Origin of the sequence: Rarobacter incanus (assembly GCF_006715765.1) — a bacterium.
GTDB lineage: Bacteria > Actinomycetota > Actinomycetes > Actinomycetales > Cellulomonadaceae > Rarobacter > Rarobacter incanus.
Window position 1 is genome coordinate 635,991 of the sequence record NZ_VFNV01000001.1, and the last position, 20,128, is coordinate 656,118.

At 64.3% G+C, this 20,128-nt stretch carries 19 protein-coding genes and 1 tRNA gene; 8 read left to right on the forward strand and 12 right to left on the reverse strand.

Features of this window, described 5'->3' with window-relative positions:
* Positions 1-42: 42 nt before the first annotated feature.
* From FB389_RS02660 to pdxT, 9 genes are all read right to left on the reverse strand, one after another.
* A complete protein-coding gene (locus tag FB389_RS02660; RefSeq protein ID WP_142111236.1) occupies positions 43-618 on the reverse strand; it encodes an adenine phosphoribosyltransferase in 576 nt (191 codons plus the stop codon).
* Positions 618-1,715 carry a protein translocase subunit SecF gene (gene secF / locus FB389_RS02665; RefSeq protein WP_142111237.1) on the reverse strand — a complete coding sequence of 366 codons (1,098 nt, stop codon included), beginning with the start codon at positions 1,713-1,715 and terminating at the stop codon, positions 618-620. Before secF ends, FB389_RS02660 begins: the two co-directional genes overlap by 1 nt.
* Positions 1,715-3,886 (reverse strand): protein translocase subunit SecD, encoded by a 2,172-nt coding sequence (gene secD / locus FB389_RS02670; RefSeq protein ID WP_211344935.1) that lies wholly within the window; start codon positions 3,884-3,886, stop codon positions 1,715-1,717. The genes secF and secD overlap by 1 nt, the downstream gene beginning before the upstream one ends.
* A gap of 93 nt (positions 3,887-3,979) precedes the next feature.
* Positions 3,980-4,396 carry a preprotein translocase subunit YajC gene (gene yajC / locus FB389_RS02675; RefSeq protein ID WP_142111238.1) on the reverse strand — a complete coding sequence of 139 codons (417 nt, stop codon included), beginning with the start codon at positions 4,394-4,396 and terminating at the stop codon, positions 3,980-3,982.
* A gap of 92 nt (positions 4,397-4,488) precedes the next feature.
* Positions 4,489-5,553 carry a Holliday junction branch migration DNA helicase RuvB gene (gene ruvB / locus FB389_RS02680; RefSeq protein WP_142111239.1) on the reverse strand — a complete coding sequence of 355 codons (1,065 nt, stop codon included), beginning with the start codon at positions 5,551-5,553 and terminating at the stop codon, positions 4,489-4,491.
* Positions 5,546-6,151 (reverse strand): Holliday junction branch migration protein RuvA, encoded by a 606-nt coding sequence (ruvA, locus tag FB389_RS02685; RefSeq protein ID WP_142111240.1) that lies wholly within the window; start codon positions 6,149-6,151, stop codon positions 5,546-5,548. The genes ruvB and ruvA overlap by 8 nt, the downstream gene beginning before the upstream one ends.
* Positions 6,152-6,213: 62 nt before the next feature.
* Positions 6,214-6,771, reverse strand: a complete 558-nt coding sequence (ruvC, locus tag FB389_RS02690) for a crossover junction endodeoxyribonuclease RuvC (RefSeq protein WP_142111241.1) — start codon at positions 6,769-6,771, stop codon at positions 6,214-6,216.
* 37 nt (positions 6,772-6,808) lie between these two features.
* Entirely contained in the window at positions 6,809-7,567 is a 759-nt protein-coding gene (locus tag FB389_RS02695) for a YebC/PmpR family DNA-binding transcriptional regulator (protein ID WP_142111242.1), read from the reverse strand.
* A gap of 5 nt (positions 7,568-7,572) precedes the next feature.
* The gene (gene pdxT / locus FB389_RS02700) at positions 7,573-8,175 is read right to left on the reverse strand and encodes a pyridoxal 5'-phosphate synthase glutaminase subunit PdxT (RefSeq protein WP_246043483.1); all 603 of its coding nucleotides are present in this window, start codon (positions 8,173-8,175) and stop codon (positions 7,573-7,575) included.
* 17 nt (positions 8,176-8,192) lie between these two features.
* Here pdxT and rlmD point away from each other — a divergent pair, with 17 nt between their 5' ends.
* A complete protein-coding gene (rlmD, locus tag FB389_RS02705; protein WP_246043484.1) occupies positions 8,193-9,344 on the forward strand; it encodes a 23S rRNA (uracil(1939)-C(5))-methyltransferase RlmD in 1,152 nt (383 codons plus the stop codon).
* A gap of 24 nt (positions 9,345-9,368) precedes the next feature.
* On the opposite strand, the gene FB389_RS02710 is transcribed toward rlmD, so the two are convergent.
* Entirely contained in the window at positions 9,369-9,788 is a 420-nt protein-coding gene (locus FB389_RS02710) for a DUF3052 domain-containing protein (protein ID WP_142111245.1), read from the reverse strand.
* Positions 9,789-10,174: 386 nt separating this feature from the next.
* Here FB389_RS02710 and aceE point away from each other — a divergent pair, with 386 nt between their 5' ends.
* The 6 genes from aceE to fabF all read left to right on the forward strand — a co-directional run bounded on the left by aceE (position 10,175) and on the right by fabF (position 17,938).
* Complete coding sequence (gene aceE / locus FB389_RS02715; RefSeq protein WP_142111246.1) at positions 10,175-12,919, forward strand: pyruvate dehydrogenase (acetyl-transferring), homodimeric type; 2,745 nt, start codon at positions 10,175-10,177, stop codon at positions 12,917-12,919.
* 119 nt (positions 12,920-13,038) lie between these two features.
* Positions 13,039-14,289, forward strand: a complete 1,251-nt coding sequence (locus FB389_RS02720; RefSeq protein ID WP_142111247.1) for a PucR family transcriptional regulator — start codon at positions 13,039-13,041, stop codon at positions 14,287-14,289.
* Positions 14,290-14,344: 55 nt separating this feature from the next.
* On the forward strand, positions 14,345-15,301 hold the full coding sequence (locus tag FB389_RS02725; protein WP_142111248.1) for an ACP S-malonyltransferase: 957 nt from the start codon (positions 14,345-14,347) through the stop codon (positions 15,299-15,301).
* Positions 15,298-16,293, forward strand: coding sequence for a beta-ketoacyl-ACP synthase III (locus FB389_RS02730; protein ID WP_142111249.1), 996 nt, complete (start codon positions 15,298-15,300; stop codon positions 16,291-16,293). Before FB389_RS02725 ends, FB389_RS02730 begins: the two co-directional genes overlap by 4 nt.
* Positions 16,294-16,344: 51 nt before the next feature.
* A complete protein-coding gene (locus tag FB389_RS02735; RefSeq protein WP_142111250.1) occupies positions 16,345-16,593 on the forward strand; it encodes an acyl carrier protein in 249 nt (82 codons plus the stop codon).
* A gap of 103 nt (positions 16,594-16,696) precedes the next feature.
* A complete protein-coding gene (gene fabF / locus FB389_RS02740; RefSeq protein ID WP_142111251.1) occupies positions 16,697-17,938 on the forward strand; it encodes a beta-ketoacyl-ACP synthase II in 1,242 nt (413 codons plus the stop codon).
* 238 nt (positions 17,939-18,176) lie between these two features.
* Here fabF and def read toward each other — a convergent pair whose 3' ends face one another.
* Positions 18,177-18,665, reverse strand: a complete 489-nt coding sequence (def, locus tag FB389_RS02745; protein WP_142111252.1) for a peptide deformylase — start codon at positions 18,663-18,665, stop codon at positions 18,177-18,179.
* A 124-nt stretch (positions 18,666-18,789) separates the two neighbouring features.
* Positions 18,790-18,862 (reverse strand) — tRNA-Asn (locus FB389_RS02750).
* Positions 18,863-19,091: 229 nt separating this feature from the next.
* Between FB389_RS02750 and FB389_RS02755 the strand changes: the two genes are divergently transcribed.
* Positions 19,092-20,090, forward strand: a complete 999-nt coding sequence (locus tag FB389_RS02755; protein WP_246043485.1) for a bile acid:sodium symporter family protein — start codon at positions 19,092-19,094, stop codon at positions 20,088-20,090.
* Positions 20,091-20,128: the final 38 nt, after the last annotated feature.

Genomic DNA, 20,128 nt, shown 5'->3' on the forward strand with positions numbered 1-20,128 from the left:
GCTAGCTCCTCCGGCGATGCGTTCTAGTCCGGTGCAGATATCTTACGCTGGCAGCGTCAAGACACTGTGCACGGGCACCCCGCCCGCATCCGGATCGTCGACCAGAGATTCCCGACCGGCCAATCCGGTCAGTTCGACCAGGAAAGAGTATCCGAGTAGCTGCGCGCCGCATTGCCTGAGCAGCGAGCCCGCGGCGCGAGCCGTTCCGCCGGTCGCGAGTAGGTCATCAACGATCAGAACGCGCTGGCCGGCCTTGACCGCGTTGTCCCGCACCTCGAATGTGGCCGTGCCGTACTCCAAGTCGTAGGTTTGCGATCGAGTTGGTGGCGGCAGTTTCCCCGCCTTGCGCACCGGCACGAAACCGACGCCGAGTCGGGCCGCCACCGTTGCCCCGACGATGAAGCCCCTGGCGTCCAGGCCGGCGATCAGCTCAACCTCACTGGGGACCTCAGCGATGATGGCGCTCGCCATGTCCTGCAACCCATCGGCGTCGGCAAAGACTCCCGATAGATCACGGAACACTATCCCTGGCTGCGGGAAGTCGGGAACGGATCTGACCAACTGCCCGATCCGCTCCCGAAGCTCTTCGAGCCTGGTGGGATGCTCCCCGTGTTCCATTAGCGCTTGCGCCGCTTCGGCTGCGCCGCGCTGCCCAGGTGATGACCTGGAATGAGCTTCTTGCCGCCCACCTCTACCAGCTCATCAACGGTGGCGTCTCCGCCCTCCTCGATGCGTTGCCGCAGTTCGACGACCCGTTCGGTGTGCGCCCCGACACGCTTGTCGTTTCGCCGCAGCGTCACGTCAATGGGCGGCGCCAGGAAGATCGAAGAATAGGCGCCAACGGCCATACCGACAAATAGCGCGAGAGCAAGGTCACGGAGTGTGCCGGCTCCGAGTATGAACGCGCCGATGAACAAGATCGAGCTGACGGGCAGTAGGCCCAGGACTGAGGTGTTGATCGACCGCACAAGCGTCTGGTTTACTGCCAGGTTCGCGCGCTCCGCGTACGTCGATTTCGTCTGGTCAAAGAGGTCATCGGTGTTCTCACGGATCTTGTCGAAGACAACCACCTTGTCGTAGACCGAGTACGCGGCGATCGTCAGGAATCCGATGACCGTCGCCGGGGTGACTTCCCACCCGACTAGGGCATACACACCAGCGGTTATGACCAGATCGTGAACCAGCGAGATGATCGCCGACGCGGCAAGGCGCCAGCTGCGGAAGTACACGACCATGACGGCAGCAACCAGGACCATGAAGCCGACCATGCCCTGGAGCGCCTTCTTCGAAACATCGCTACCCCAGGTCGGGCCGATGAACGACTTCGACACCTCAGCGGTGTCGACGTTGTAGGCCTTCGCCAGCGCCTTTTGGACCTCGGTCTGCTCCGTCTCGCTGATGGTCGCGGTTTGGACGCGCACAGCTTGGTTTCCGACCGTGGCAACCCGGGGTGCCTCGTCGGGCACCACAGACTGCACTGCGGTGATCGCCGGATCCTGAGCGGTCGACGATACTCCCGAAATGGTGAACTCAACGCCGCCCTTGAAATCGATGCCGAGGTTGAACCCACCGCGCAGGACGATCAGCAAGATGCACAGCACCACGGCCGCGCCCGAAGCGATGTAGGTGCGCTTGCGCTTGCCGATAATGTCGTAGGAACGAGTGCCCGTGTAGAGGGCATTCGACCAGCCCGCGAAGTTTTGCTTGATCGCCATCACTTTTCTCCATTCTCAGAAGAATCGTCCGAGCCGGTCGAATCCTTATCGTCTGTTTCAGCAGTCGCAACCGTCGCCTCGGCCTGCTTTTGCGCGAGCGCGCGGCGCTCCGCAATGGTCATGCGCTCGCCCTTGGGGCTGGCCGACCGACTTACGGGCGCAACGGCCGCGTCGGCGTCAGCGTCGGCGTTCGCCGCGTGTTCCGGGTCCTTCGTGTCCGCGATCGACTTGGGCTTCCCAAACTTCCCGCGTCCGCGGTATTGCACCATCTCGACACCCAACTTGCGCGGATCGAGTCCGGACCACGGGTGTCCCTCGTAGAAGAACGGCCGCTTCGCCAGAAGAACCATGAGCGGGTGGGTGAACCAGAAGATCAAGATCACGTCGATGAGCGTGGTCAGGCCGAGCATGAACGCGAAGCCCTTCACGCCGCCGACCGCCAGTTGGTAGAGCACGATGGCAGCCGCGAAGTTGACCGCGTCCGACGCAAGAATCGTTCGCTTGGCGCGGTCCCATCCCGTGTCCAGCGCCGCATCCAGCGGACGGCCGTCGCGCAGCTCGTCCTTGATGCGCTCGAAGTAAACAACGAACGAGTCAGCCGTTATACCGATGGAAACGATCAAACCGGCGATCGCAGCGAGCGATAGACGCATTCCGAGCACCGAAGGCCACGAAAGAAGCGTCACCGTGAGATAGGCAAGAACGGCGGCCACCGCCAAGGATGCCATGACAACAAGGCCCAGAACGCGGTACTGGAACAACGCATAAATGAGAACCAGCAGCATTCCGATAGCGCCCGCGATCAGACCCTTTTCGAGCTGCTCCGAACCGAGCGTCGCGGAAATCTGCTGATCCGATTGAATCTCGAAGGTGAGTGGCAAGGCGCCGAACTTCAGCTGGTTCGCCAACGTGGTTGCGGACTGCCGCGTGAATGGATCGGCAGAAGAACCGGTAATGACGGCCTGACCACCGGTGATGCCGCTGGAAGAGAACTTCGATTCGACGGACGGCGCGGAAATAACGAGGCCATCCAGCACCATCGCAAATTGGTTGCGAGGTGAATCCAGTCCGGCGATGCGCTTCGTTACCTCGGCGAACAAGGTGCCGCCCTCGCTCGTGAAGGTCATGTTGACCTGCCACGAGTTCAGCGTCTGACCGCTGTCGGTGGTTTCGAGGCTCGATGATGCCGTCGCGATGTCAGATCCTTGGATCTCGACCGGGCCCAGCAGGTACTTCGCCGTACCGTCAGACGCACACGTCGCGAAGGGCTCATCCGGGTCGTCGTCGTTGGTTCCCTGCAAGGATGCGGCCTGGGTGCAGTCCAGGTCGGCGAAGGTCTGCCAGATCGGATCATCGTCCGCAGGAAGCGCCGACGCGCCCTCATCGGCGGTCGTCGTGGAATCATCCGACGTCGTCGAGTCATCGGACGTGGTGGAGTCATCCGTGGTCGCGCCGTCGGCGGGAACGGTGTCGTCGGTCACCGCGGAGTCGGTCCCGTTGGACGTGTCAGAAGTCGCGTCGTCTCCGGCCGTGTCGCCTGCCGTCTTCACGCCCGTGGTGAAGGATGCCGGCTCGATCGCCGCCTGCTCGGCGACCCCGGCCGCCTTATCGTCGGTCTTTGCATCGTCCGATCCGGAATCGGAGGACGCACCCGAGTCCGTTGCGGTCCCATCTTCGGTCGCCGTCTGATCGTCGGTCGCCGTCTGATCGGTGTCGTCCGCAGTCCCATCGGCGGTGGCGCTATCTTCCGCCTTGGTCGTGGTGGTCACACCGGGATCTGCGATCGTCAATACCGGACGGAATCGCATCAGCGCCGACTTGGTAACTAGGTCGCGGGTCTCGTCGCTGGGCTCGCCCGGCAACGCGACGACGATGTTTGTCCCACCCTGGCTCGTGATCTCGGCCTCGGATACACCAGATGCGTCGATGCGCTGGCGGATGATCGCGATTGCCTGGTCCAGGTCGGACTGGGTTACCGCCGCCCCGGTCGTCGTCTTCGGCGTCAAGATGAACTGCCGGCCACCTGCAAGGTCGATCGCCAGGCCGGGGGCCAGGCTCTGTCCCTTGGCAAGGTACCCCGTCGCCAAGATGCCTGCAACGACAAGCACAAGTACCAGCAGTGAAACCAATTTGCGCACCGGGTGGTGCTTTGTGTGGTTGGTGGAAGCCAACGTCGTTTCTCTTCTCTAATTGGGACCGCGACCGCATTCAACAGCGAAGTGCGGCACTGACGCCACGGCCATCACGGCGGCGTCGTAGCGATTCTACTTGTCGTTCTCGCGCTTGTTGTGTTCGGTGGTGTCGGTGTGCTTATCGACGATGGAGGTGTCCTCGCCGATGAGCTTGGCTACGTTGTCGGGGATTTCGACATCGGCCGCGGTTTCGGTCGCGGCCTGCTGCGGAACTCCGGGGACCCCAGCGCCTGGCTTACGGATCGCGGCCTTAACCCATTTGGTTTGCGCACCACCCGGCACCGACTCAAGAACGATGTAGTGGTCGTCGATCGACACTATCGTTCCCACATAGCCCGCGAGCGTCATAACCTCTTGCCCAGGCTCCAAAGAATCAACGAAATTCTGTGCCTCGCGCTGTGATTTGCGCTGCTTCGTCATCATCCAGACCATGCCGATTATCAGCAGGAACAGGACGATGATCATGGGGTCAAGCTTGAATTGCGACATGTGGTTTCCGATCGTCGAACACAGGACAATAAAGAAGTCTATGCCCTTGCGCCAATGATCGAAAATTCACGGGCGGCAAATCCCGGATGCCACTACGAGAACAGGGTCGCGCCGTCGGCTGGCGGCACCAGGCCAAGATGCTGCCAGGTGGCTGCCGTCGCCACCCGCCCCCGGGGTGAGCGCGCCATGAGTCCCTCGCGAACCAGGAACGGTTCAGCGACCGTCTCGACGGTCTCCGGCTCCTCCCCCACCGACACGGCGAGCGTGCTCAATCCGACCGGTCCCCCGCGAAACCGCGTGCACAGCGCGTGCAGCACGGCCCGGTCCAGCCGGTCCAGCCCCAGCTCATCCACCTCATAGACAGCAAGGGCCGCCCGCGCCGCCGCCAAATCCATGTGCCCGCTGCCGCGCACGTCGGCCCAGTCTCGCACCCGCCGCAGGAGGCGGTTTGCGATCCGGGGCGTGCCGCGCGAGCGGGACGCGATCTCCGCCGCAGCATCCTGATCGATGGTGATGTTCAGCAAACGCGCCGAACGCAGGATTACGCGCTCCAGGTCCTGGGCGTCGTAAAACTCCAGGTGCCCGGTGAAGCCGAATCGATCCCGCAGCGGCGCGGGCAGCAGCCCTGCGCGCGTTGTCGCACCCACGGCCGTGAACCGCGGAAGGCTCAAGGGAATCGCGCTGGCCCCGGCGCCCTTGCCTACCACGATGTCGACCCGAAAGTCCTCCATGGCCACATAGAGCAGTTCCTCGGCGGGCCGGGCCAGGCGATGAATCTCATCGATGAAAAGCACCTCGCCCTCGGTGAGGGACGACAGGACAGCGGCCAGATCCCCCGCGTGCTGAATCGCCGGTCCCGATGTCACCCGCAGCGACGTGCCGAGTTCGGCGGCGATAATCATGGCCAGGGTCGTTTTCCCCAGGCCGGGCGGGCCGGAAAGCAGCACGTGATCGGGGGTGGCGCCACGGTTCATCGCGGCGTGCAGGACCAGCGAAAGCTGATCGCGCACGACGGGCTGCCCTACGAATTCCTCGAGGCGCCGCGGGCGCAGCGCCGCCTCGGCGGCACGTTCTATGTCATCAGAATTGGCCGAGACGATGCGATCCGCGTGCTCCGCGTCATCGGCGCTTTCGCTTCCGGACCACGACTCAGTCATGCGCACCACCCAAGTACTTCAGGCCCGCGCGCAGCAGGTCCGCGGTTGAGCCTGCCGGGTTCTCGGCGGCAACCGCCGCGACCGCATCCTCCGCCAGCTTCACGGACCATCCCAGGCCCACAAGCGCATCGACGACCGCGTCGGCAACGCCGTGCGCCGCACCCGCGATCGCGGCCACGGGGGCCACCGCGCCGTCGGATGGGCCGAGTTTGCCCGCCAGTTCCAGCACCAGGCGCTGCGCACTCTTCTTGCCGATCCCGGGCACGCGCTGCAGCGCCGTCAGGTTCTCTTGATCCACGGCGGCGCGAATGGCGTCGGGCGTCAACACCGCCAGCATCCCGAGAGCTAGGCGCGGCCCAACCCCGGACACGGTTTGCAGCCTTTCGAACGTTGCTCGCTCATCGCTGTCCGCGAACCCGAAAAGCGTCATGGAGTCCTCGCGGACCACGAGCGAGGTGTGGGCGGTCACCGACTGGCCGACCGGCCATTGGCTCAAGGTAGCGGGGGTTGCATAGACCAGGTAGCCCACGCCATTGCACTCAATGACTGCACTGTCGAGCCGCGCGGCCTGAACCGTCCCGGTCAGTGATGCGATCATTCGCCAACCCTCCGTAAGCGTACATATGTTCTACCGGTCCGAGGATACCAGCCGCCCGCGACCTACTTGCGCCGCGCTGCCTGCTCGGCTGCGGCCCACGCACGCTGCGCGGCGGTCAGCGGCAGCGTGTCAGCACCCTCCAGCAGCCCGGCCGGTCGCCACAAGTGGCATATAGCAAGGGCCGCGGCGTCGGCCGCGTCGGCGGGTTTGGGGGCGGCCTCCAACCGCAGGATCCGCGCAACCATGAACTGAACCTGCTGCTTGGCGGCGGTGCCGCTCCCGGTCACCGCCGCCTTGACCTCGCTCGGCGTATGCTGCGCGACGGGAACCCGCCGGCGGCGGGCGGCGACCAGCGCCAAACCCGCGACCTGGGCCGTGGGAATGACGGTGGAAACGTTGTGTTGCGCAAACACTCGTTCAACAGCCAAAACGTCCGGAACGTACTGGTCGAACCAGCGCTCCAACCCCTCGGCGATGGTGAACAGGCGATCGTCAAGCGGGGAGGCGGGACTCGTCCTTATCACCCCAGCGGCAACGAGGTCGGCCCGCCGTCCCGCGCGTCCCTCCACGACGGCGACGCCGCAACGGGTCAGGCCGGGATCGACGCCAAGCACCCTCATCGCCGAGTTCCCAGGTCCCGCACGGCCGCGCAGCCGATCAGTCCTCCTCGAGCTCGGCCATGACCTCGTCGGATGCATCGAAGTTAGCGAATACGTTTTGCACGTCGTCGCTATCCTCGAGCGCCTCAATCAGGCGCAGAATCTTGCGGGCTCCCTCCGCGTCGACCTCGATCTGGGTCGCGGGAACGAACTGCACCTCTGCGGAATCGTAATCAATGCCGGCTTCCTGCAGCGCGGCTCGCACCGGCACCAGATCGGTGGCCTCGGAAATAACCTCCAGGGCGTCGCCCAGGTCGTTGATTTCCTCGGCGCCGGCATCCAGCGCGGCCTCGAATACTGCGTCCTCGGTCACGCCCTCGGAAACCGGAACGATCACGACACCCTTGCGCGTGAACAGGTAGGACACCGACCCCGGGTCCGCCATCTGCCCGCCGTTGCGGCTAAATGCGGTGCGCACCTCCGCGGCCGCACGGTTCCGGTTGTCGGTGAGGCACTCGACCAAGACGGCAATGCCGCCGTTTCCGTAGCCCTCGTACATGATCGTTTGGTAGTCGGCCCCACCGGCGACCAAACCCGCACCCCGCTTGACGGCATTGTCGATGTTGTTGTTGGGGACCGAGCTCTTCTTCGCCTTTTGGATAGCGTCGTAAAGCGTCGGGTTCCCCGCGGGATCACCGCCGCCGGTGCGCGCGGCGACCTCGATGTTCTTGATGAGCTTCGCGAATAGTTTTCCGCGCTTGGCGTCGATCGCCGCCTTCTTGTGCTTGGTGGTGGCCCATTTGGAGTGACCTGACATGCGCTCTATAGCTCCTTACGTGCAATTTTGACGAAAAGTTCGTGGATCCGGCGATCCCCCGTGACCTCCGGATGGAAGGACGTGGCCAAAAGGTTCCCGCTACGCACCGCTACGATTCTATCGCCCGCCGCACCGGCCGCAGTGCGACCGATCACATCGACGCCCTGCCCGACCTCCAAAACCGCCGGGGCGCGAATGAAAACGGCGCGCACGGGCGGCCCCTCGATTCCGGCAATGTCGATGTCTTCCTCGAAGGAATCGACCTGGCGGCCGAACGCATTGCGGCGGACCACGATGTCCAGTCCCCCGAACGTTTCCTGGTCGCTGGTTCCGCCCTCGATCCGGTCGGCGAGCAGTATCATTCCCGCGCACGATCCGTAGACGGGCATCCCCGCCGCGATCCGTTCGCGGATCAGGTCGCGCACCCCGAAGGCGCGCGCCAGCTTATCTATGGTCGTCGATTCGCCGCCCGGCAGGACGAGGGCCTGGCACCTACCCAGCTCCGCCGCGGTCCGCACGGCCATAGCATCCGCCCCGATCGCGCGCAGCGCTTGCAGGTGTTCCCTAAAATCGCCCTGCAAGGCCAGGACGCCGATGGTGTCATTCACTCGCACAATTCTACGCAATGGACTCGTACGATAGGCGGATGCAGTGCGACTACTACGCGGCCGGGCGGTGCCATTCGTGCCAATGGATGGACATTCCCTACCCCGCGCAGGTGCGCCGCAAGATTGAGCAGGTCGCATCGCTCATCCCAGCTTTCCCTGCGTCGCGGATCGAGGCCCACACCAGCGCTGAGTGGAATTTCCGCAATAAAGCAAAGATGGCGGTCGGGGGAACCCTCGATGAGCCGACTTTGGGACTAACGACGCTGCACGGCGATTCCACCGATTTGAGCCATTGCCCGCTCTACCCACCCCACATCCACGAGGCGTTTGCCCACATCAAGTGGTTCATCACGCTTGCGCGATTGACCCCGTACGACCTGCAAACGGGGCGCGGGGAACTGAAATTCGTGCTGGTCACGACCTCGCCCGCGGGCGACCTTTTGGTCCGTTTCGTTGTGCGCTCAACCGAATCACTGACGCGGGTTCGCAAGTTCCTGCCGCAATTTCAAGAACGAGTGCCGAGCTCCCGTGTGGTGACCATGAACGTTTTGCCGCAGCATAAGGCCGCAACGGAGGGCGATCGCGAGATCTATCTCACCCGGCGCCGCGAGCTTCCCATGCAGCTCGGGGGCATCACCCTGTATCTGCGGCCGCAAAGCTTCTTTCAGACAAACACCTCCATGGCCCAGGCGCTCTACCTTCGCGTGAGCCAGATCGTCGACGCCATCGCGCCCAAGGCCTTGTGGGATCTGTATTGCGGTGTCGGCGGGTTTGCTCTTCATGCGGCGCGCCCCGGACGCTCCGTTGTCGGTATCGAGATTTCCGAGTCGGCGATTGAATGCGCGCGCCTGAGCGCGGCCCAAGCCGGCCTCCAGGATGTCACGTTCATGGCCGGGGATGCGCCGGAGCGGGCGATCAGCGCGCTCAAGGCGGGTGCCGGTCCAGAGGTCGTTATCGTCAACCCGCCGCGTCGCGGGATCGGTGACGAACTTGCGCATGCGCTGCGCGCTGCAAAAATCCCCGCCGTTGTTTACTCGAGTTGTAATCCGGTGAGCCTTGCGCGCGACATTGAGGCCCTGGGCTGCTATCAGCCTGAATCGGTAGAGATCTTCGATATGTTCCCCCACACGGGACACACCGAGGTTCTTACGGTCCTGCGACGCCGGTGACCGGGCGGTACCAGCGGCGCGGGGCTACTGGAGGCGGCTGCGGCCGCGCGCGGCAAGCTTTGTCCCGCTCCACTGCGGGCACGCGGGGAACGTAGTCGTAGCATGCAGCCCGGCGGTTGCGGCCGCCTCCACGATGTCACCCTGCGAGACGTGTCCGGCGCGGCCCGCCTTCGGCGTCAGCACCCAAATCAGCCCCCCCTCGCGCAACAGCGTCTGCACGTCCACCAGGAAGTCCGTCAGGTCCTCGTCCCCGTCGCGATACCAGACGATCACTCCATCGACTACCGAGTCGTAGTCTTCATCGAGCAGCTCGCTGCCCGACAGCTCCTCAAGGGCCGCGCGAAGTTCGTTATCGGTGTCCTCGTCCCATCCAAATTCTTGGACTAGTTGACCCGGTGCAAACCCGAACGTGGTGACGTCGAGCGAGTTGGTGCCTGAAGCCACGACTGCGCTGTTCCTTCCGGTGAGGGCGATACCGCCCAGATTCTTTTACTTTCGATGTAAAGGCTATTACACCGATTCCTCACTGCATGTTATCCGTTTGCTTCGGCCTTGTAACACTGCGGGCCGGTGCTGCATCAGGTCGGTAATCAGAATGTAGCCTAAATCACGGACCTATTTTCCGCGCGCATGTGACTTTGGACCGCTTTGCGCGCAAGAATAGGCGCTACGTCGGATCGAAGCGCCGTAACGCTTGACCCTCGCTCAGCCAATGGCGCCTTAGTGTGGCCACACCCGGTTGCGCGGCCCTCATGACCGGTTCAATCCGACCAGACCGCTAATAATGTCTGCGTATCAGCGCGGACTCTGACAGACATCGAGGTTGCTACGTGGTTTCTCTTGAAGAGACTGGACCGCTCATCAACGGACTGCTGAGCCAGGTTCCCGACTATGACCCTGCGGAGACGGGCGAATGGCTCGAATCGCTAGATGGTCTTATTGCCGAAAAGGGCGGTCCTCGCGCGCGGTACATTTTGCTGAGCCTGCTGCGCCGCGCCCGCGAGCGCAATGTCGCGATTCCGACTTCGGTGAACACGCCGTACGTCAACACGATCGGCGTCCATGACGAGCCGTACTTCCCCGGCGACGAGGCCGTGGAACGCCGGTACCGCGGGTGGATCCGGTGGAACGCAGCAGTCATGGTTACGCGCGCCCAGAAGCCCGGTGTCGGGGTGGGCGGGCACATTTCTTCGTATGCGTCGGTTGCGACGTTGTACGAAGTGGGGCTGAACCACTTCTTCAAGGGCAAGGACCACCCCAGCGGTGGCGACCAGGTCTACTTCCAGGGTCACTCGGCTCCGGGACAGTACGCGCGCGCGCTGCTCGAAGGACGGCTGTCCGAGCACCAGCTCGATGGGTTCCGCCAGGAGCTATCGCACCCCGGTGGCGGCCTTCCCAGCTACCCGCACCCGCGCCTGATGCCGGACTTCTGGGAGTTCCCGACGGTCTCGATGGGTCTTGGCCCGGCCTCGGCGATTTACCAAGCCTGGACGAACAAGTACCTGCACAACCGCGGAATCAAGGACACTTCTCAGCAGCGCGTGTGGGCGTTCCTGGGTGACGGGGAAATGGACGAGCCCGAATCCCGCGGCGCGTTGCAGCTGGCCGCGCAGCAGGGTCTGGACAATCTGACCTTCGTCGTGAACTGCAACCTGCAGCGCCTGGACGGTCCCGTTCGCGGTAATGGCAAGATCATTCAGGAACTGGAGGCCCAGTTCCGCGGTGCCGGCTGGAACGTCATCAAGGTTATTTGGGGTCGCGAGTGGGACGTCTTGCTCAACGCCGATAAGGACCGCGCGCTGGTCAACCTCATGAACGTGACCCCCGACGGTGATTTCCAGACCTACCGCGCGGAGAACGGCGCGTTTATTCGCGAGCACTTCTTCGGGCGCGATCCGCGCACCAAGCAGTTGGTTGCGAACATGACCGACGACGAGATTTGGGCGCTCAAGCGCGGCGGGCACGACTACCGCAAGATCTACGCGGCGTACAAGGCCGCGTCCCAACACACCGGCCAGCCGACCGTCATTTTGGCGCACACCATCAAGGGATACTCGCTCGGGCCGAGCTTCGCGGGCCGCAATGCCACGCACCAGATGAAGAAGCTCAAGACCGACGACCTCAAGCTGCTGCGCGATTCGCTCCACATCCCACTGACGGACGCGCAGATCGGGGACAACCCCTACGAGGCGCCGTACTTCAACCCCGGGCCCAAGACTCCCGAAATCGAGTACCTCCTGGACCGCCGCCGCTCGTTGGGCGGCTTTGTCCCCGAGCGCCGCAGCAAGTACACGCACATCAACCTCCCGGACGAGAAGCACTACGAGCTTTTGAAGAAGGGATCGGGCACGCAAGAAGTCGCCACAACGATGGGTCTGGTCAGGTTGTTCAAGGACCTGATCAAGGACAAGGAGTTTGGTAAGCGCATAGTTCCGATCATTCCGGACGAGGCCCGCACATTCGGCCTCGATGCCATCTTCCCCAGCGCAAAGATCTTCAACACGCAGGGGCAAAACTACATGGCGGTTGACCGTGAATTGATGCTGAGCTACAAGGAGTCCGACGCGGGGCAGATCATGCACACCGGCATCAATGAAGCGGGATCCGCTGCCGCCTTCCAAGCCGTTGCCACGTCCTACGCGACCCACGGCGAACCGCTCATTCCGTTCTACATCTTCTACTCGATGTTCGGGTTCCAGCGCACGGCCGATCAGTTCTGGGCCGCAGGCGATCAAATGGCCCGCGGATTCCTGATCGGAGCGACCGCGGGTCGCACAACGCTCACCGGTGAAGGCCTGCAACACGCGGACGGGCACTCGCCCCTGATCGCGGGAACCAACACGGCCGTCGTCCAATACGACCCCGCGTACACGTACGAGATTCGACACATCGTGCGCGATGGTTTGCAGCGCATGTACGGCGAAGGCGACCCCCGCGACCCGAACGTCATGTACTACCTCACCGTCTACAACGAGCCCATCGTGCAGCCGGCGGAGCCGCAGGACGTGGATGTCGAGGGGATCCTCAAGGGAATCCACAAGATCTCGACAGCGAGCGGCGAGGGTCCCCGCGCGCAATTGCTCGCGTCCGGGGTCGGGGTGCCGTGGGCCCTCGAAGCCGCGCAGTTGCTCGCCCAGGACTGGGGCGTGCAGGCCGACGTGTGGTCCGTGACCAGTTGGAACGAGCTTCGCCGCGATGCGCTTGAGGCCGAGAGCGCGGCGTTCGGAGAGCCCGACGGTCCGCTAAGGGAGCCATACCTCACCGCGAAGCTACGTGGCGCTGCTGGTCCATTCGTCGCGACCTCCGACTACGACCACCTGGTCCCCGACCAGGTTCGCAAGTGGATTCCCGGCGACTACGCGGTGCTAGGCGCCGACGGGTTCGGGTTCTCCGACACCCGCCCCGCCGCCCGCCGCCACTTCAAGATCGACGGCCCTTCGGTCGTCGTCAAGGTACTCCAGGAGCTGGGCCGCCGCGGCGAGATCGACCCCGGCGCGCACCGCGCGGCGATCGCCAAGTACGACCTGCACAACGTCTTGGCGGGCACTTCCGGAAACTCGGGGGGCGACGCCTGACCTCGGGTCCGCGAGGAACAACCGGGTGAACCTCCGAACGTAGGGTGGGGGCGGATCGATATCGATCCGCCCCCACCCTATTTGTACGTAATGAACAACTTCGGCGTATGCTCGTGCCCATGTCGCGAACCGCCCCCCGCGCTCCCGGCCGCGCGCAACAGGTCGAGGCGCCGCCGCCCAAGCAGACCACCGGGACCCCGGAAAACCTGCAACGGCTCCGCGATGCCATCGGTCCGCTGACCACGGTTGCCATGCGCCGGCTCGAACAGGATCTGCCCTGGTACAGGTCGCTCAGTTCCGTGGATCGCTCCTACGTGGGGCTAGTCGCCCAAAGCGGCATCAACGCGTTTGTGACCTGGTACAACGACCCATCGCAACCCCCCAGCGCCGTCGGAGAGATGTTCGCCGCCGCGCCGCCGGAACTGACACGCTCGATTTCGCTTCAGCACACCCTGCACATTGTCCGATCGATCGTCGAAGTTGTCGAAGCTCACGCCGATCAGATAGCGCAGCCGGGCACGGAGCGCGACCTGCGCGAAGCCGTGCTGAGGTACTCGCGCGAGGTGGCGTTCTCGGCGGCGGAGGTGTACGCCCGCACGGCTGAGGCGCGCGGGGCCTGGGATGCCCGCCTGGAGGCCCTGGTGGTCGACGCGATCGTGCGCGGCGACACCAACGAGTCGGTGCAATCGCGAGCAGCGGCGCTCGGCTGGACGGGGCAGGGCAAGGTGTTGGTCGTGGTTGCCGGGGGTAACGACGCACTCGATGACATCAAGGTGGCGGACCTGCGCCGGGCGGCGCGTCGTTCCGCCCGCGATGCCCTGGTTTCTATGCAGGGTTCGCGTGCGGTGATCGTTCTGGGGGGCGAGGGAGACCTGGTCGCCGCGGCCAACCAGTTGGTTCCCAAGCTCGGTTCGGGCCCCATCGTGATCGGACCCGCGGCCGCGGACCTGGCAAGTGCATGCAATTCCGCGACCGCGGCGCTGCGAGGCATGGATGCGGTCGGCGCGTGGTCGCACGCCCCGCGGCCCGTTCTGGCCGATGACCTGCTCCCAGAGCGGGTCTTGATCGGCGATCAGCTGGCGCGTGCGACGCTGATTGCGTCCGCCTACGCCCCGCTGGCAAGGGCCGGTGGCACCGTGCTAGAGACACTGCGGGCGTACCTCGGCACGGGCCGTTCCCTAGAAGCGGCGGCGCGCGATCTATACATTCACCCCAATACGGTGCGGTATCGGTTGCGAAAGATATCGGAGATCACCGGATGGGATCCTTTGGAGCCGCGGGAGTCCTTTGTCCTGCACATCGCCCTCGCGATAGGCGAACTGACGGCCACCGAGACGACTTTTGTAGGAAACCCACAATCGAAATCGTAAGACTTGTGCGGGTCGTAAACGTGAAAACCGCCCCCCAATGGGGCACGCTTGTTTAGTGCTAGCCCTACTTAGCCCCGGACAGGGGTCGCAAACGCCCGGAATGCTGACCCCGTGGCTCGAAATCCCCGGCATTGCGGAGCTGGTCGACCAGTTCAGCGACGCGGCCCAGATCGATCTGCGCGCGCACGGCACCAGCTCGGACGCGGATACGATCAAGGACACCGCAATCGCCCAACCGCTGATCGTGGCGTCCTCCCTCATCGCGGCGCACGTCCTTTCTTCGCGCGGCGTCACGCCGGCAAGCATCGGCGCGACCGGCGGTCATTCTGTTGGAGAATTCGCGGCGGCGGCATTAGCTGGGGTTTTCACTGCCGCCTCGGCGGTGGCGTTAGTCGGCAAGCGGGCCACGGCCATGGCCCGGGCTGCGGCCGCCGCGCCCTCCGGAATGAGCGCGGTGCTAGGCGGAGACCGAGAAGCGGTGCTGGCCCGGTTACGCGAGCTGGGCCTGACGCCAGCGAATATGAACGGCGGCGGACAGATCGTCGCGGCCGGGTCCCTAACGGCGCTGGCGGAACTCGTCGCTAATCCCCCAGCGAAAGCGCGCGTGATCCCGCTCGCCGTGGCCGGGGCCTTTCACACCTCCTATATGGAACAAGCAAGGGACGAGTTCCGCGCCGCCGCCGCCGACTGGCCGGTTGCGCCACCGCGCGTCCCGCTGCTATCGAACGCGGATGGCGCCGTGCTGCACGCGGACACCACCGGTGCGCAGGTTCTGGAAAGACTCATCAACCAGGTCGCGTCGCCGGTGCGGTGGGATCTGTGCCAAGACGCGCTCCTGGCCACAGGCGTTTCGGGTATCGTCGAGTTGTTGCCCGGTGGGGTGCTGACGGGTCTGGCTCGCCGCAGCCTCAAGGGTGTGCCGGCGGTCGCAATCAAATCGCCCGACGACATCGACAAGGCAGTGTCACTCATCAATGAGGTGGCATCGGCAGAAATCGGAGAAGCTCAGTGACAGCCCTCAAGCAGGCGCCCACGACACAGTATTCACGCATTCTGGGCATCGGCGGGGTCCGCGGTGGCAACGTCGTGCCCAACGCGGACATTATCGGTCCGATCGACTCTTCCGACGAATGGATCCGGCAACGCACCGGGATAATCTCGCGCGTACGGGCCGGATCCGATGAAGACGTGTTGGACCTTTCCGAAGGTGCCGCACGCGCCGCCCTGGAGCACGCGGGCGTCCAAGCAGATGAGTTGGACACCGTCATCGTTTCGACCGTGACCTACTTCCGCCAAACGCCTGCCGCCGCCACCCAGATCGCCGATAGGATCGGCGCCACGCCCGCCGCAGCGTACGACATTTCCGCCGCGTGTGCCGGCTACACCTACGGGATCGCGCAGGCCGACGCGCTGGTGCGGTCGGGAGTCGCCCACAAGGTACTTGTCATCGGTGCCGAAAAGATGTCCGACTTCATCGATCCGACGGATCGGTCCATCTCCTTCCTTTTGGGGGACGGCGCGGGAGCGGCCGTCATCGGCGCATCCGACTTCCCCGGCATTGGGCCAACGGTCTGGGGGGCGGACGGCGGGCGAGCCGACCTGATATACCAAACACAAGGGTGGCGCGACGCCGTCGCCGATGGTCAATGGCCGACCCTGCGCCAAGAGGGGCCGGCCGTATTCAAATGGGCCAGCTTCCAAATGGCCAAGGTCGCGCAGCGCGCGATCGAGGCGGCGGGCCTGACCCCGAACGACATCAAGGCGTTCATTCCGCACCAGGCGAACATGCGGATCATCGATCAGATGGCCAAGCAGCTCAAACTTCCCGATGGCATCGCCATCGGGCGGGATATTGCCGAGACAGGGAACACCTCTGCCGCGTCAATTCCACTGGCAACCGAGCGACTGTATCGCGAGGGACTGGTCGCCTCCGGCGACCTAGCCCTTCAGATCGGGTTCGGCGCCGGACTTGCCTATGGCGCGCAGGTTGTCGTACTGCCCTGACGTGCACGGCTCTATCACTGAAGTCACCTTCCACAATCCAAGGAGAAACCCATGGCACTGTCCGAAAACGAAGTTCTTGCTGGCCTGACCGAGATCATCGTCGAGGAGACCGGCATCGATGCTGACGACGTCGAGCTCGGCAAGTCGTTCACCGACGACCTGGACATCGACTCGCTGTCGATGATGACCATCGTCGCCCAGGCCGAGGACAAGTTCAGCGTCACCATCCCCGACGACGAGGTGAAGAACCTCGCGACCGTCGGCGACGCCGTTTCGTTCATCACCGGCGCCCAGGCCTGATCGCGACGGGGCCGGTACGCCGACCGGCGGCCGGCCCCGTTTCGTTACCACCACACTTGTGCGCGGTCAGCACCGCTCACCCCCACTGCAGCAGGAGATCACCATGGAACGTCCCGACGTTGTTGTCACCGGCCTGGGTGCGACCACTCCCCTCGGCGGCGATATCGCATCGACCTGGAAAGCCGTGTTGGCGGGCACCCCCGGTGCCCGCACGATGGACAACGATTGGGCCGACAAATACGGCATACCAGTCAACTTCGCTGCCACCATCGCCGTGCAGCCGTCCGAGGTCCTTACCGTCCCCGAGACGAAGCGCATGGACCCATCCGCGCAGTATGCCCTGGTCGCGGCCCGCGAGGCGTGGGCGGATGCAGGCGCGCCCGAGGTAGACAAGACCCGCCTGGGAACCGTTGTGTCGAGCGGCATCGGCGGGATCTGGACGACCCTGAACGGCTGGGACACCCTGCGCGAACGCGGTGCGCGTCGCGTGCTTCCGATGACCGTTCCCATGCTCATGCCGAACTCCGCAACCGCGTACATCTCGCTCGAGTTTGGGGCCCAGGCCGGCGCCCATGCGCTCGTGTCGGCGTGCGCATCGGGCGCAGAGGCCATCGGCTATGCGGTCGATATGATCCGGTCCGGTCGCGCGGACATAGTTGTTGCCGGCGGGACCGAGGCGACCATCCACCCGCTGCCGATATCCGCATTCGCGGCTTCACGCACCCTATCGACCCGCAACGATGACCCGGCGGGAGCGTCGCGCCCCTACGACATCGATCGCGATGGCTTCGTGATCGGCGAGGGAGCCGCGATCGTCGTCCTGGAATCCGCTTCGCACGCCGCACAACGCGGCGCCAAGGTCTACGCCAAGGTTGCCGGTGTCGGCCTCACCTCGGACGGTTACCACATCACCTCGCCCGACCCCGAGGGCACCGGGCAGATCCGCGCCATGTCGGCGGCCCTACAGGACGCCGGTGTGAGCGCAAAGGATGTATCACACGTCAATGCGCACGCAACGTCAACTAAGGTCGGCGACCTCATTGAGGCCCGCTCGATCCGCGCCGTCTTGGGCGACGACGCCGACCACGTCGCGCTTTCCGCCACCAAGTCAATGACCGGGCACCTGTTGGGGGGCGCCGGCGCGCTGGAGACAGTTTTCACGGTGCTTGCCCTGCACGACCGCCAGGCTCCGCCGACAATCAATGTCGCCAACCCCGACCCGGAACTGACCCTCGATCTGGTTCGTGACACGCCGCGCGCATTACCGCAGACCGACACCGCGGCGATCAACAACTCCTTCGGATTCGGCGGGCACAACGTCGCACTGGTTGTGACGTCCGCGTAGCAGGAATCCGTTTTCCTGCACGAATGGGTGAGGGGGTGCGCAGCGCGCACCCCCTCACCCATTTTGAAGGCGGCCCGCGCCGTGTCGGTGGGCGGCCCGCGCCGTCGGTGGGCAAGCCGCGCCGTGTCGGTGGGCGGCCCGCGCCGTCGGTGGGCAAGCCGCGCCGTGTCGGTGGGCGGCCCGCGCCGTCGGTGGGCAAGCCGTGCCGTGTCGGTGGGCGGCCCGCGCCGAGAGGAACTCAGAGTTGCTCGCGGATGACCTTCATTGCCTTCTTGCGCACGGCTCGGTCCAAACGGTCTAGATACAACAGCCCATCCAAGTGGTCGCATTCGTGTTGCAACGCGCGCGCCATGAGTTCGGTGCCCTCGACAGTCACCTTGTTGCCATCAAGGTCAATGCCCTCGACCTTGGCGTACCAGGCCCTGCGGGTCGGGAACCACAGTCCCGGTACTGAAAGACAGCCCTCATAGCCATCTTGGTACTCGTCCTCAGAAAGATCGACGATTCTGGGGTTCAGTACGTATCCGATCTCGTCCTCGATGTTCCACGAAAAGGCTCGTAGCGACACGCCAATCTGGTTCGCCGCCAGGCCCGCACGGCCGTCGTCATCGACGGTGTCAAGCAGGTCCTGCACCAATGACCGCACCGAGTCGTCAATGGTGGTAATTTCCTCGCACTTTGTGCGCAGGACGGGGTCGGGGATCACGCGAATGTCACGAACAGCCATGGTGGATATTCTTCCACGTTGTCGCCCGATTCGACGAACCGCATCCCGTCTCGCGCGTGGCGCTCCAACCCGCTCAAATACGCGAGAACCCCCACCGCGGCTATGCCGGGGTGGGGGTTTTGGGCTCCTGCGACTGGACTTGAACCAGTGACCGTCCGATTAACAGTCGGATGCTCTGCCAACTGAGCTACGCAGGATCGCGTAGATAACTTTAGCAGGATTTTCGAGATGTCCAAATCGCCGATTTCACCGCGCACGTCGCCCAACCCCAAGGCGTCGCGCTGCCACTCGCGCTCCGCACTCGCGGTTCCGCGTTCCCCATTACGTCGCTGCGCTAGAATCGCCTACAGCGCTGAGCTCGCCGACCCATGTGAACACGTGCGGGGCCGGCGCCGCGACCCGATCCGGCAGTTGGGAACGACCACCTTGGCTAAGAGACTGAGCAACGCCATAGATCCATTTCTCATCGCCATGGTCGCCACGATCGCCATCGCCACCGTCTTGCCCGCGCGCGGCGGCGGCCTCGCTATCGCTCAGGGAGCGTCAAACATCGCGGTGGCCGGATTATTTCTTCTCTACGGCGCGCGCCTGTCGTTCGCAGAAACGATCGCGGGAATCCGGCACTGGCGACTGCACGCGACCGTGCTCGCGGCGACCTTTGTGCTCTTCCCTGCCTTGGGCCTGGCCGTGAAGGCCACCGCCGGCCCCCTCATGGGACGCGATTTGGCGCAGGGACTGCTGTACCTCACGCTCGTCCCGTCGACGGTGCAATCCTCGATTGCGTTCACCGCTATCGCCCGCGGAAATGTGCCCGGAGCAATTGTCAGCGCGTCGGTATCGAACGTGGCCGGGGTCTTCCTGACTCCGCTGCTCGTGGTCGCGCTGATGTCGAGCGTCGGTACCGCTCCCCCGCTTTCCGCGGACGCGGTCATCAAAATAGCGTTCCAGTTGCTGGTTCCGTTCGTGATCGGCCAACTCATCCACAGGTGGGTCGGATCGTGGCTGATCGCGCACAAGTCTCCCACCAAATTGGTCGAAAGAGGCTCGATTCTTTTGGTGATCTACGCGGCATTTAGCGCCGGGATGGCGCAGCACATCTGGTCGCAGGTATCCATTGGAAGGATGGTCGCACTCTTGGGCGCTTGCGCGGCGATTCTGGGAGTCGTGATGACGATCCTGTGGTGGGCCAGCGCCCGACTGGGGTTCGCCCGAGCCGACCGCATCGCGTTGTTCTTCTGCGGTTCGAAGAAGTCCTTGGCGTCGGGGATGCCCATGGCGGCAGTGTTGTTCAGCGCCAGCCAGCTGGGGATAGTCGTGCTGCCCCTCATGATGTTCCACCAGCTCCAGTTGCTGATTTGCGGCATCATCGCACCGCGTCTCGGCCGGTTCAGGGACGAGGCCCCCACCGCTCCACCAGCCGCCTAGCTCGTCTTGCCGCATTCCTTAGTTCCCACCGTTTCGCT